We start from the raw sequence: 13,311 nt of genomic DNA, 5'->3' as shown, positions 1-13,311 counted from the left end.
ATCTGATTTTCAGCGACGAATACGCGCCTGAAGGAAAGACAGCACGTCAGCCACCGGCAACGGTTGGGCTTCGGCTTCGGTCCGGCTCTTGTATTCCAGATTGCCATCGGCCAGGCCGCGGTCACTGACCACGATCCGGTGCGGGATGCCAATCAGTTCCATGTCGGCGAACTTGATGCCTGGGCTGGTTTTCTTGTCCCGGTCATCCAGCAATACTTCAAAACCGGCGGCCGTCAGATCGGCATACAGTTTGTCGGTGGCTTCGCGTACTTGCTCGGTTTCATAACGCAGCGGTACCAGGGCGATCTGGAATGGCGCCAGGGTGTCGCTCCAGATGATGCCGTTCGCGTCGTTGTTCTGCTCGATGGCAGCGGCCACCACGCGGGAAACGCCAATGCCGTAGCAACCCATTTCCAGGATCACCGGCTTGCCGTTCTCGCCCAGCACTTTGCAGTTCATCGCCTGGCTGTACTTGTTACCCAGCTGGAAGATGTGCCCGACTTCGATGCCGCGCTTGATTTCCAGGGTGCCCTTGCCATCCGGGCTTGGGTCACCGGCCACGACGTTACGCAAGTCGGCCACGGTCGGAACCGGCAGGTCACGCTCCCAGTTCACACCGAAGTAGTGCTTGTCGTCGATGTTCGCGCCGATGCCGAAGTCGCTCATCAGCTCGACTGAGCGGTCGATGATGATTGGCAGCGGCAGGTTCAGCGGACCGAGCGAACCCGCGCCGGCGCCAATGGCGTCACGCAGTTCGGCGTCGGTAGCCATGACCAGCGGGCTGGCCACGCCAGGTTGCTGGGCGGCCTTGATTTCGTTGAGTTCGTGATCGCCACGGATCACCAGGGCGATCAGCTTGCCTTCTTCTTCGGCGCGCACGATCAGGGTCTTGATGGTTTTTTCAATCGGCAGATTGAATTTTTCCACCAGGGCCGCGATGGTCTTGGTCTCTGGCGTGTCCACCAGGCGCAGCTCTTCAGCCGGTGCTGGGCGGGAGGTTTCCCGTGGCACGGCTTCGGCTTTCTCGATGTTTGCCGCGTAGTCGGAGCCGTTGCTGAATACGATGTCGTCTTCGCCGGACTCGGCCAGCACGTGGAATTCGTGGGAGCCAGCGCCGCCGATGGAGCCGTTGTCAGCTTCAACCGGGCGGAATTTCAGGCCCAGGCGCGTGAACACGTTGCAATAGGCCTGGTGCATGCGGTCGTAGGTGACCTGCAGCGATGCCTGGTCGGCGTGGAACGAATACGCGTCCTTCATGATGAATTCACGGCCGCGCATCAAACCGAAGCGTGGGCGGATTTCGTCACGGAATTTGGTCTGGATCTGATACAGGTTCAGCGGCAGCTGCTTGTAGCTGCTCAGCTCGTTGCGCATCAGGTCGGTGATCACTTCTTCGTGGGTCGGGCCGGCGCAGAAATCGCGGCCATGACGATCCTTGAAGCGCAGCAACTCAGGGCCGTACTCTTCCCAGCGCCCGGATTCCTGCCACAGTTCAGCCGGTTGGGTGCTCGGCATCAACACTTCCAGAGAGCCGGCAGCGTTCATTTCTTCACGAACGATGGCTTCGACCTTGCGCATCACCTTCAAGCCCATGGGCAGCCAGGTGTACAGGCCGGAGGCCAGTTTGCGGATCATGCCGGCGCGCAGCATCAGCTGATGGCTGATCACGACCGCGTCGGAAGGCGTTTCTTTCTGTGTGGCGAGCAAATATTGACTGGTACGCATGGTAGGCCGTTGTCGGTTGCTTGGACTTGAAATGACTCTGGATTGTACGGGCGCAAACTGTCGCCGTACAGGCATCAGAATGTAGGGCTGTCTGTAGGAGCAGAGCTTGCTGTGGCGAGGGAGCTTGCTCCCGTTCGACTGCGTAGCAGTCGCCGGCTTTTTCAGGGGCGCTTCGCACCTCAGCGCAAGCAAGCTTGCTCACCACAAAAAGCCAGTCTTTAAAGGGTTATTCTTCAACAGCAGGCGGATTCAACTTCGCCCGCCGATTCTCCTGAAACCAATGCAGCGCAATCAGCACCAGCGTCGGCACACCCAGCATGCAGGTGATCAGGAAGAAGTTGTGATAGCCGAACTTCTCCACCATCACCCCCGAATACCCACCGATCAGGCGCGGCAACAGCAGCATGATCGAGCTGAGCAACGCATATTGGGTGGCGGAGAACTTCAGGTTGGTCAGGCTCGAAAGGTAGGCCACGAATGCCGAGGTCGCCAGCCCTGAGCTGAAGTTATCCAGGGAAATGGTGAAGATCAGCATCTGCAGGTCCGGGCCCATGTCGGCGAGCATCACGAACAATAGGTTGGTGCCGGCCGACGCTACGCCGCCGATGAACAGGATCGGCAGGATGCCGAAGCGCACGATCAGCAGGCCGCCCATGCCGGCGCCGACCAGGGTCATGATCAGGCCGAAGATCTTGCTGACCCCGGCGATCTGGTCCTTGGTAAAGCCCTGGTCGATGTAGAACACGTTGGCCATCACGCCCATTACAGTGTCGGACATGCGGTAGGTGGCGATCAGCCCCAGCAGCAACAACGCCTGCCAGCGGTAGCGCAGGATGAAGTCGTTGACCGGCGTCAGCACCGGCGCCAGGCCACGCCGACCCATGGCCGAGAGGCACAGGGAGGTCAGGGTGATATAGAGGATGGCGCGCAGGAACGCGCGGTCTTCCATGAGCAAGTCCCACAGGCTCATGCCGTGGAACAGCACGCTTTCGAAATCGGTGTTGAACAGTTGGGTGAACATCGCCGGCACTGACACCAGCAACACGATCAGTACGAACACCGATGCCAGCTGATGCACGAAGCTGTAACGCCCGGCCTGCAACTGGGTACGCAGTGGCACATTGGGTTCGCGCATGAACAGGGTGGTCAGCAGCGCCGGGATCATCAATAAGCCGAACAGCACATAGGTGCCGGTCCAGGCCGAGTGTTTATAGTTGAAACCGGTGGAACCGAAGCCTTCTGCAAAAAACAGCGCACCCGCCGTGGCGAGCAGGGCGGCGATGCGATAACCGGACATGTAACTGGCGGCCAACGCAGCCTGGCGGCTGTCGTCGGCGATTTCCAGGCGGTAGGCGTCGACGGCGATGTCCTGGGTGGCGGACGCAAAGGCGACGATGACAGCGATAGCGATCAGCCAGGACAAGTGTTTCTGAGGGTCGCAAAAACCCATGCCGATCAACCCAAGGATCACCAGCGACTGGGCCAGCACCAGCCAGGAGCGACGGCGTCCGAGTTTGCCGAGCAGCGGCAGGCGCCACTGGTCGAGCAACGGCGACCACACCCATTTAAAGGCATACGCCAAACCGATCAGGCTCGCATAGCCGATGGTCTCGCGGGCCACACCGGCTTCACGCAACCACACTGAAAGCGTCGAGAACACCAACATGTAAGGCAGGCCGGCGGCAAAGCCGAGCAACAACAGGACTAACGTCGAGGGGCTGGCATAGGCAGCGAGCGCGGCGCGCCAGGTTTTACGGGGCATGGGCTGGAGTCTGCCTCAGATTTGCGGAAACAAAGCGCGCACTCTAACCGCTGTGCTCTACCGGGCGCCAGCCATGGCGCTGAATATCAACGCGATTGTTCAGGATATTGACACCTTCATCGCGCAAACGCGCCCGCTGCTCGTCACCCGAAGCACTGCCCACCGGCAGACTTATCCGACCACCGGCACCCAGCACTCGGTGCCAGGGCAGCCTGGTGTCTTCGGGGAGTTGGCTGAGGGTGCGTCCCACCCAACGCGCCGCACGGCCGAGGCCCGCCAAGTGAGCCAGCTCGCCGTAGCTCACCACGCAGCCTGCGGGCACTTGGGCCAGGGTCAGGTAGAGCGCGGTGCGGCGCATTTCGGCGGGGCTTTGTGGCGTTTCGGCGGGCTGATTCACGGTGGGCATATCCATTGATACCGACGGCACAATTGTAGGAAAGGTCTGTAAGTGTGCTGATGAGAATTGAACTCAACTTAAATCCTTGAGTCAGTCCTAGCTATCTAACACGATAATCGCCCCTTTTTGCCAACCTTGAGCTCCCGATCCGCTTATGTTGTCCAGAACCCTGCTGTGCCTCGCTGTTTTCAGCGCCTCCACGCCCTTGCTCGCCGATACCGTCTGGTTGAAGAACGGTGACCGCCTGACCGGCAAGATCAAGGTCTTCGACGGTGGCAAGCTGCTGATCCAGACCGATTACGCAGGCGCCATCCCGGTGGACTGGAAACAGGTGAAAACCCTGGAGAGTGATCAGGAACTGCTGGTCAAGCAGGACGCCTACACCGGCGAGAAGGCCAAGTCGCTGAAAGCAGCGGATGACGGCAAGGTGGTGCTGGCCAACGGTGAAGCGCCCAAGACCGTCGATTTGGCCAGCATCCAACAGATCATCAAGCCCAAGCCGGTGATCGAAGACCTGGTGTGGAAAGGCAACGTGGACATGGCGCTGGACTATAAACGCGCCGACAAAGACACCAATGACTACGACATCGACTTCAAGACCACCGCCCGCCATGGCCAATGGCGTCACACCGGGCAGGGCGAGTACAACCGCGAGTTCCAGGATGATGTCACCACCACCGACAACTGGGCCCTGGAATACGACCTTGACCGCTTCCTGACCGAGCATTGGTTCTGGCAGGGCCGCTTGACCTACAAGCGCGACAAGGTTGAAGACCTGTCCCGCCAACGCACCGTCGGCACCGGCCCCGGCTATCAGTTCTGGGACGATGAACTCGGCGCGTTCTCCCTGGGCTCGCTGGTCAACCGCACCGACTATGAATACGCCGACGGCGGCAAGGACAACTTCTATTCCCTGGCCATGAAGTGGAACTACAACCGCTACCTGGTGGGCAAGACCGTCGAGTTCTTCACCAACGGCGAAGTGGGCAAGCCGATCGGCGGCCCGGCCGAATACTCGCTGGATGCGGAAATGGGCCTGCGCTACAAAGTCACCGAGTGGGCTTCGCTCAACCTCAAGGCCGAGCGCGACATCATCAGTGGCGACTCCGACAGCAGCTTGAGCAAGACCCGTTACACCGCAGGCTTCGGCGTAGCCTGGTAACACGGGCGAACAAAACCTGCTTGGCAACCTTTGCCGATAATGATTACCTTGCGTTGAGATTCATTCCCATAGGCTCCATAGGCCATGGGCGACTGATTATCCGAGGAGTCATACGTTGAGCGCACAGGTTGCCAAGAACGCCCGAGAGCTGTTGCTCAAGGAATACCGTGGGGCTCTCTCCACACTGTCCAAAGCCATGCCTGGCTTCCCCTTCGGTTCGGTCGTGCCGTATTGCCTGGATGAGCAGGGCCGCCCGCTGATCCTGATCAGCCGCATTGCCCAGCACACCCACAACCTGCAGAAAGACCCCAAGTGCTCGCTGCTGGTGGGTGAGCGCGAGGCGGATGACGTGCAGGCCGTCGGGCGCCTGACCTACCTGGCCGAAGCCGAAAAACTGGAGGAGGGCGCTGCCATCGAGGCGGCTGCCGAGCGTTATTACCGCTATTTCCCCGATTCAGCCAACTATCACAAGGCCCACGACTTCGACTTCTGGGTACTCAAGCCGGTGCGTCACCGTTACATCGGCGGCTTTGGCGCGATTCATTGGGTCGACCAGCTGACATTGGCCAACCCGTTCGCGGGCAAGGCCGAGCGCAGCATGATCGAACACATGAACAGCGATCACACCAAGGCCATTGCCCATTACGTCGACCTCACCGGCCTGCCGACGTCCGAGCCTGCCCAGTTGGCCGGCATCGACAGCGAAGGCATGCACTTGCGTATAGGCCAATCCTTATATTGGTTGCCGTTTGCGGAGTCTTGCAACACGCCGACACAAGTACGCGAAGCCCTGGTTTCATTGGCTCACGCCGAGGTCTGGCCGAAAAAAGAAGCCGCTGACGCTTGAATTCACGAAACGGCGACGTCATCTAAGGTGGACTGGCAAGGCATTCTTGCGTTGAGGAACCATTTGATGCGCCCTTTTTTATTGCTCTTTCTGCTGTTCCCGGTGTTGGAGCTGTTCGTATTCGTTCAAGTCAGCAGTGCGATCGGCTTTTTCCCGGCCCTGTTGCTGATCATTCTCGGCTCGATGCTCGGCGTTCTGGTGCTGCGCGTCGCCGGCCTGGCCACGGCGCTGCGTGCCCGTGAAAGCCTGAACCGTGGCGAGCTGCCCGCCCAGACCATGCTCGAAGGCCTGATGATGGCCCTGGCCGGTGGCCTGTTGATCCTGCCGGGTTTCATCAGCGACGTGGTGGGCCTGGTGATGTTGCTGCCGCTCACCCGCAAACTGCTGGCCGGCAAGATGCGCCAGCGCGCCGAAGAGGCTGCGGTTCGCCAGCGTGCGTTCGCCGATGACCTGCAACCCCGTGGCGGTCCGGCTCCGCGCCAGCCGCTGGGGCGTGAAGGTGATGTGATCGAAGGCGAGTTCGAACACCGCGACAGCAAATAACCGCTTCACTGGCACGGCACCTCTGGGTGCCGTGTTGCTTTGAGCCGTCGGCACACGTAAAAAAATTACGCCGAGGCCCCTTGTAATAAGCTTATGCGCCCTTATGTAACGGTCACCGCAAGGTTTCTGGTGGCGACACCAGACAGACTTCCGCGTCTTGCTTGGCGAGGCGCGACCGGCACAGCCGGAATACAACCCGCCGGTACTGACACCGGCCGATGAAAAACACAATTAGGAGAGATCGACAATGAGCAAGCTTCGTCCTCTGCACGACCGCGTCGTAATCCGTCGCAGCGAAGAAGAAAAGAAAACCGCCGGCGGGATCGTTCTGCCAGGTTCGGCTGCTGAAAAAGCCAACCACGGTGTGATCGTCGCTGCTGGCCCAGGCAAAACCCTGGAAAACGGTGAAGTGCGTGCTCTGGCCGTTAAAGTCGGTGACAAGGTTGTATTCGGCCCTTACTCCGGCAGCAACACTGTGAAAGTTGACGGCGAAGACCTGCTGGTCATGGCTGAGAACGAGATTCTCGCCGTACTGGAAGCGTAATTTCCCCGCTCATTTTCCCGTTACTCCAAAGTATTTAAGGATTATCGATCATGGCTGCTAAAGAAGTTAAATTCGGCGATTCCGCCCGCAAGAAAATGCTCACCGGTGTCAACATCCTGGCTGACGCAGTAAAAGCGACCCTGGGCCCGAAAGGCCGTAACGTGATCATCGAGAAGAGCTTCGGCGCTCCGACCATCACCAAGGACGGCGTTTCCGTAGCCAAAGAAATCGAACTGGAAGACCGTTTCGAAAACATGGGCGCGCAGCTGGTCAAAGACGTTGCCTCCCGTGCCAACGATGACGCAGGCGACGGCACCACCACCGCTACCGTCCTGGCTCAGGCCATCGTCAACGAAGGCTACAAAGCCGTCGCTGCCGGTATGAACCCGATGGACCTGAAGCGCGGTATCGACAAGGCGACCATCGCTATCGTTGCCGAGCTGAAAAACCTGTCCAAGCCATGCGCTGACACCAAGGCAATCGCTCAGGTAGGCACCATCTCTGCCAACTCCGACAGCTCCATCGGCGACATCATTGCCGAAGCCATGGAAAAAGTCGGCAAAGAAGGCGTGATCACCGTTGAAGAAGGCACTGGCCTGGAAAACGAACTGTCGGTTGTAGAAGGCATGCAGTTCGACCGTGGCTACCTGTCCCCGTACTTCGTCAACAAGCCAGAAACCATGGTTGCCGAGCTGGACAGCCCGCTGATCCTGCTGGTCGACAAAAAGATCTCCAACATCCGCGAAATGCTGCCAGTACTGGAAGCCGTTGCCAAAGCCGGCCGCCCACTGCTGATCGTTTCCGAAGACGTTGAAGGCGAAGCCCTGGCAACGCTGGTTGTGAACAACATGCGTGGCATCGTTAAAGTCGCAGCCGTCAAGGCGCCAGGCTTCGGCGACCGTCGCAAGGCCATGCTGCAGGACATCGCCGTCCTGACCGGCGGTACCGTTATCTCCGAAGAGATCGGCCTGAGCCTGGAAAGCGCCACCCTGGAAAACCTGGGCAGTGCAAAGCGCGTGACCATCTCCAAAGAAAACACCATCATCGTTGACGGTGCTGGCGTAGAGCAGGACATCCAGGCTCGCATCACCCAGATCCGTGCCCAGGTTGCCGAGACTTCGTCCGACTACGACCGTGAAAAACTGCAAGAGCGCCTGGCCAAGCTGTCCGGCGGCGTTGCAGTGATCAAGGTTGGCGCCGGTTCCGAAGTTGAAATGAAAGAGAAGAAAGCCCGCGTTGAAGACGCCCTGCACGCAACCCGCGCAGCCGTTGAAGAAGGTGTGGTACCTGGCGGTGGCGTTGCGCTGATCCGTGCTCTGGAAGCCCTGGCCAACCTGACCGGCGACAACGCTGACCAGAACGTCGGTATTGCCGTACTGCGTCGCGCTGTTGAAGCACCACTGCGCCAGATCGCTGCCAACTCCGGCGACGAGCCAAGCGTTGTGGTCAACGAAGTCAAGAACGGCAAAGGTAACTACGGTTACAACGCTGCGACTGGCGTCTACGGCGACATGATCGAAATGGGCATCCTGGACCCTACCAAGGTAACCCGTTCCGCGCTGCAAGCAGCAGCCTCCATCGGCGGTCTGATCCTGACCACCGAAGCTGCAATCGCCGACAAGCCGAAGGCTGAAGGCGCAGCTGGCGGCGGTATGCCAGACATGGGCGGCATGGGTGGCATGGGCGGCATGATGTAAGCCAGCCTTACCCGGCTAATAAAAAACCCGCCTGCAGTGATGCAGGCGGGTTTTTTTATGGGCGACTGTTCGCTCAGCCAATCCCGCGTCGACGCAACAGCTTCTTGAATGTCATCCCGCGGGCCAGGGTGGGTTGGCCGATAAAGAGCACACGTGCAGCGGACCACGATGCAGTCGTACTGTCGAGAGGCTCTTCGGCAGGCACATATGCGCTTGTGCGGGGTATGGGCCTCCCCCAGTGGCAGGCCAGCAGTGAACTGGCGGCGATACACAGCGATAGCATCAACGTAAGCAAATGCTTCTTGGGGGGACGCATGAACGGGCTCTCCAACCTGATCCAAAGGACAGGACCCAGGGCACAGGGCTAATCCTGGATCAGGTGGCGAGGTTACGGAGAATGCCAGCGGTTCACTGTCACAGGCTGTAACACGCGGGTTAGCGTGGGCGTAGGGGCAGGATCAGGGTCAGGCGTGCACCGCCCAAAGGGCTGCGCGTAACGGACAGCTTGCCGCTATGCCATTGGGTCGCACGCCTGGCCAGCGCCAGCCCGAGGCCGAAGCCACCGGGCTCATCGCCGCCAATGGCCAGCCGTACAAAGGGTTCGAATACCTTTTCGCGGTTTTCGGCAAGGATGCCAGGGCCGTCGTCGTCCACGTGCAGCACAAGATGGTGCTCATCCTGGCAGGCCGCGCTGACGCACACCTGTTCGCGGGCGTAGGTGACGGCATTGCTCAACAGGTTGCGTACGATCAAGTGCAATAAGGCGCGGTCGCCGATCAATTGCAGGTCCGCCGGCTCGGTGTCCAGGCTCAGGCGGCGTTGGTGCCCGTCGAGCAAGGCAAACTCCTGATGCAGCCAGTCGCGGATAGGGATGGGCTCATGTTGCAGGTCGGTGGGCGCACCGGCCATCCGGGCAAAGGTCAGGCTGGCGCGGACCAGGGCTTCGAGTTCTTCCACATCGGTTTGCAGGCGTTCCTGCAAGCGGGTACGGGTGAGTGAATCGTCGCTTTTGCTCAGCAAGGTCAAGGCGAAACGCATCCGTGCCAAGGGTGTGCGCAGTTCGTGGGAAACAGCTTGGGACACCTCCCGGTGACGCTCGCTCATGGCCGTAATGTCCTGCGCATGTTGTTGCACGGTTTGCAGCAGCGGCGTCCATTCCTTGCCCATGGCCGGCAGCATGGCGTTGGGCGTGCGAGCCAGGGTGCCCAGGCAGGTATTGAGGGCTTCCACATCGGCGCGACGCTGGCGGCGTGCGCGCAGACCCAGCCACATCCACAGCACCAACGGCAGGCCAGCCACGCACGCGGTGATGCCATACACCGGGAATTGCAGCAGATCCTTGACCTCAGCCGTTCCCCACATCGGGCCGAACTGGATCAGGGTGGTGTCGTCGAGCGGAAAGTAGGTGATGTCTTCATCGCTGCTCTGCGCCGGTTGTTGGTGCTTGAGCATGATCAGGGCTTCGGGCGGCAGTTCGATCGCGTCCAGCTTGACCAGGCTGATCGGGTACTGGAAGCGCGCACGCAGCGCGTCCATGCGCGCTTCACGCTGCGCGGCCGGCAAGGGCTTGAGCTGCTCCGCCACCAGGTAGCCAGGCCCGGCCATCAAGCGCAAAAAGCTGTATTCACCGACAAACACCGAGGCATTCGCGCACAGCCACAACAGATAAAGCGTCAATGCGCCCCAACTGGTGCCCGCCACGATTGCCATCCAGGGTCGTACGTTAGAGAGCATGCTGGGCGCCTTGCGGGATTTCGACAAATAGGTAGCCCTGGGCCGTGATGGTCTGGATGGTCACCGGGCAGTCCAGGCTCATCAACTTCTTGCGCAGACGCGACACGCGCATGTCCACGGAACGATTGAGCCCGTCGTACTCCAGGCCACGCAGGTTTTGCAGGAGCTTTTCGCGGGTCAGTAGCACCCCGCAATGGCGGGCGAAAATCGTGAGCAACTCGAACTCGGCTACTGAAAACTGCAAGGGCACCTCATCGAGCCAGGCGAAGTGGTGGTTGAGGTCCAATCGAAACGTGCCCCACTGGTAATAAGCACGCGAGGCTTGCGGATGGCGACGCAGCAACGAGCGGATCCGGGCCAGCAACAGCAGTGGGTCGACGGGTTTAACCACATAGTCATCCGCGCCAACGTTGAACCCGGTCAATTGCTCGGCGTTTTCGTCCAGCGCCGTCATCATTAGGATCAAACCGGGGTAGTGGTCGCGGATCTGTCGGCACAGGGTAAAACCATCGATGCCCGGCAACATCACATCCAGGATCAGCAACGCCGGCTGCTCATCACGGATGCGCTGGGCCGCGCGATCGCCGCGATGCTCCACCGACACGGTAAACCCTTCGGCGCGCAGGAACTCGGCGGTCAGTGCGGCCAGTGGGCGGTCATCTTCGATCAGCAGCAGGGTGTCGGACATGAAAGGGCGTCGTCGCCGGAGAATGGGCGCAAGTGTTACGCCCTTGCCCCTGCGCAGGCAAGGGCTCGGGGTGACGATCAGCGGGCGCTGATTGCTGGCGTCACGTCCTTCGGCGCTTTCCAGCTCAGCAATTGCTGTTTGAATCCATAGCTGGCGGCCTGGTAGTAAGTGATGGCGCGCAGGATCAGCGGGTCATCGCTGCCCACCCGCAACTCCTGGCTTTCCCCCAGCGCCTGGTCATGGCGACGCAGGCCCTGGCGTGGGCTGAGGATCGCCAGGTCTTTGCCGTCAAACAGTCCCAGGTGCTGGTAGTTGCCGACCACTACACGCGGTGGCAGCGGGTTGTCTTGCAACAGGTTGCGACCGAAGAACGTCGATTCGTAGCTCAAGTTGATCAGCCCCAGCAAGGTCGGCGCCAAGTCGATCTGACTGGCCAGTTGCGCGGTCTCCCGTGCCTCGACCAGCTTGGGGGCATAGATGAACAGGGGAATCTGGTAGTTGGTGATCGGCAGGTCTTCCTTGCCGGCGCTGCCGGCGGTGTGGTCGGCGACGAACACGAAGATCGTGTTGTCGAACCACGGCTTCTGGCGTGCAGCCTCCAGGAATTCGCCGATGGCATGGTCGGTGTATTTCACCGCGCCGTCGCGGCCGTTGCCGGATTTGATATCGATGCGCCCATCGGGATAGGTGTAGGGGCGATGGTTGGACGTGGTCATCAGTTGCAGCAGGAAGGGCTGCTGCTTGGCGTAGTCCGCATCGGCCAATTTCAAGGTTTGTTTATAGAGGTCTTCGTCGGCCATGCCCCAGGCGTTTTTAAACGATATTTGCGACTCGGGCACGCTGCTCTGGTCGACCACCCGGTAGCCGTTACCACTGAAGAACGCGTTCATGTTGTCGAAATAACCGCGCCCGCCGTAGACGAATACACTGTCGTAGCCGATGGCGCTGAGTTGCTGGCCCAGGCTGGCGAAGCCGCTTTCGCGACCGATACGCTTGACGATCGAACGGCCCGGTGTCGGTGGGATCGCCAGGGTGATCGCCTCCAGGCCTCGGTCGGTGCGGGTGCCGGTGGCATAGAAGTTGTTGAAGTACAGGCTTTGTTTGCGCAGGGCATCCAGGTTGGGCGTCAGGTTGCGCTCGTCGCCGTTGCTGCCCATGTACTTGGCACTGAAGCTTTCGATGGTCACCAGCACGATATTGGGTTTGCGCAACGTGCCGGGGTTGGTGATAGCACGGCGGATATCCAGCGGGTCTTTGTCGATGAAGCGGGCGTTGGGCTCACTGAGTTCGGCGCGCACCTGCTTGGCAACCACGTCCGCCGGCAGACTTTTGTAGAACTGGGTGTAGTCCAGTTCGTTGTTACGGAACGCGGCAAAAAACTGATAAGGGCCATTGCTTGCCAGCTCGTTCTTGTAGGCGTTGCCGCCTTGGGTGCGCGGGCTGTCCTGGCTGATCAGTTGCAGGCTGAGGCCTGCGACCACCACAAGGCCCAGGGCGTTGACCAGGCGCCCACGCAGCGGTGGCAAAGGCGCATTCATCGCGGCATTGAACGGTTTGCGCAGGGCCAGGCTCAACACAATCGCGAGCATCGCCAACAGGCTGAGCAGCTTGCCGATCGGGTAGGACTCCAGCACGTTGTTCAGCACTTCATCGGAATACACCAGGTAGTCGACGGCGATAAAGTTGAAGCGCACGCCGAACTCATCCCAGAACAACCATTCGGCGACCGAGGTGAACAGCATGGCAAACAGGCTGACCGTCAGCACCGCCTGCAGGAACCAGCGGTGGCCACGACGACGCCACAGGGCCGGTGGGCAGAGCAGCAGGTACAGACCCAACGGCAGCGCCGCGTAGGCCAAGAAACCCAAGTCGTAGAGCAGGCCCACGCCAAACACCGGTAGCAGGTTGCCACCGACTTCATCCAGGTGAGTGATGAGCAACACGCTGCGCGTGAGCAGGAAAATAACCAGCCAGGCACCGGTTACCAACAGCAAATAGCGCATAGGCGCTGTTTTGAGAAACCCCATGTCTATGTTCCTTATATCAATGGGCGGCGATCTTCGCTCTGACACTGTAGTCAACTTGTGAAGCTATAGTGAAAATCTCGTTCAACTAAAATATCGGTTGAAAACCTTAATCGACGGGCCTTCCAGGTCTATCCCTGAGCCACAGTTGGCCTTAAGCTGCGCGAGCCAACACGGCCGTTACCGCG

Annotated in this window: 11 protein-coding genes; 5 read left to right on the top strand and 6 right to left on the bottom strand. The window is 60.0% G+C overall.

The annotated features are described in order from the left end of the window. Nucleotides 1-9: 9 nt before the first annotated feature. The 3 genes from OZ428_RS27395 to OZ428_RS27385 all read right to left on the bottom strand — a co-directional run bounded on the left by OZ428_RS27395 (nt 10) and on the right by OZ428_RS27385 (nt 3,893). The gene (locus OZ428_RS27395; RefSeq protein WP_033898568.1) at nt 10-1,725 is read right to left on the bottom strand and encodes a proline--tRNA ligase; all 1,716 of its coding nucleotides are present in this window, start codon (nt 1,723-1,725) and stop codon (nt 10-12) included. 226 nt (nt 1,726-1,951) lie between these two features. After that, on the bottom strand, nt 1,952-3,487 hold the full coding sequence (locus OZ428_RS27390; protein WP_269131914.1) for an AmpG family muropeptide MFS transporter: 1,536 nt from the start codon (nt 3,485-3,487) through the stop codon (nt 1,952-1,954). Between the two features lie 43 nt (nt 3,488-3,530). Next, nucleotides 3,531-3,893, bottom strand: coding sequence for an MGMT family protein (locus tag OZ428_RS27385; protein ID WP_269131913.1), 363 nt, complete (start codon nt 3,891-3,893; stop codon nt 3,531-3,533). 145 nt (nt 3,894-4,038) lie between these two features. On the opposite strand from OZ428_RS27385, the gene OZ428_RS27380 reads away from it, so the two are divergent. The 5 genes from OZ428_RS27380 (at nt 4,039) to groL (ending at nt 8,677) form a co-directional block, all read left to right on the top strand. Beyond that, nucleotides 4,039-5,046, top strand: a complete 1,008-nt coding sequence (locus tag OZ428_RS27380) for a DUF481 domain-containing protein (RefSeq protein WP_033898563.1) — start codon at nt 4,039-4,041, stop codon at nt 5,044-5,046. Between the two features lie 115 nt (nt 5,047-5,161). Beyond that, complete coding sequence (locus OZ428_RS27375; protein WP_269131912.1) at nt 5,162-5,893, top strand: HugZ family pyridoxamine 5'-phosphate oxidase; 732 nt, start codon at nt 5,162-5,164, stop codon at nt 5,891-5,893. A gap of 66 nt (nt 5,894-5,959) precedes the next feature. Then, nucleotides 5,960-6,436, top strand: a complete 477-nt coding sequence (locus OZ428_RS27370) for an FxsA family protein (RefSeq protein ID WP_269131911.1) — start codon at nt 5,960-5,962, stop codon at nt 6,434-6,436. Between the two features lie 247 nt (nt 6,437-6,683). Continuing rightward, a complete protein-coding gene (locus tag OZ428_RS27365) occupies nt 6,684-6,980 on the top strand; it encodes a co-chaperone GroES (protein ID WP_016975516.1) in 297 nt (98 codons plus the stop codon). A gap of 50 nt (nt 6,981-7,030) precedes the next feature. After that, nucleotides 7,031-8,677, top strand: coding sequence for a chaperonin GroEL (gene groL, locus OZ428_RS27360; protein WP_028617795.1), 1,647 nt, complete (start codon nt 7,031-7,033; stop codon nt 8,675-8,677). Nucleotides 8,678-9,112: 435 nt separating this feature from the next. Here the strand turns inward: groL and OZ428_RS27355 are convergent, their stop codons facing one another. The 3 genes from OZ428_RS27355 to OZ428_RS27345 all read right to left on the bottom strand — a co-directional run bounded on the left by OZ428_RS27355 (nt 9,113) and on the right by OZ428_RS27345 (nt 13,126). Then, a complete protein-coding gene (locus tag OZ428_RS27355) occupies nt 9,113-10,411 on the bottom strand; it encodes a sensor histidine kinase (protein WP_269131910.1) in 1,299 nt (432 codons plus the stop codon). Then, nucleotides 10,401-11,099: a response regulator transcription factor gene (locus OZ428_RS27350; protein WP_269131909.1), complete on the bottom strand. Its 699-nt coding sequence runs from the start codon at nt 11,097-11,099 to the stop codon at nt 10,401-10,403. Before OZ428_RS27350 ends, OZ428_RS27355 begins: the two co-directional genes overlap by 11 nt. 77 nt (nt 11,100-11,176) lie before the next feature. Next, nucleotides 11,177-13,126 carry an LTA synthase family protein gene (locus OZ428_RS27345; protein WP_269131908.1) on the bottom strand — a complete coding sequence of 650 codons (1,950 nt, stop codon included), beginning with the start codon at nt 13,124-13,126 and terminating at the stop codon, nt 11,177-11,179. Nucleotides 13,127-13,311: the final 185 nt, after the last annotated feature.

The organism is Pseudomonas sp. GXZC (genome assembly GCF_026967615.1).
In the GTDB taxonomy this organism is placed as follows: Bacteria; Pseudomonadota; Gammaproteobacteria; order Pseudomonadales; family Pseudomonadaceae; genus Aquipseudomonas; species Aquipseudomonas azotoformans_A.
This window is presented reverse-complemented; position numbering and strand designations above follow the sequence as displayed.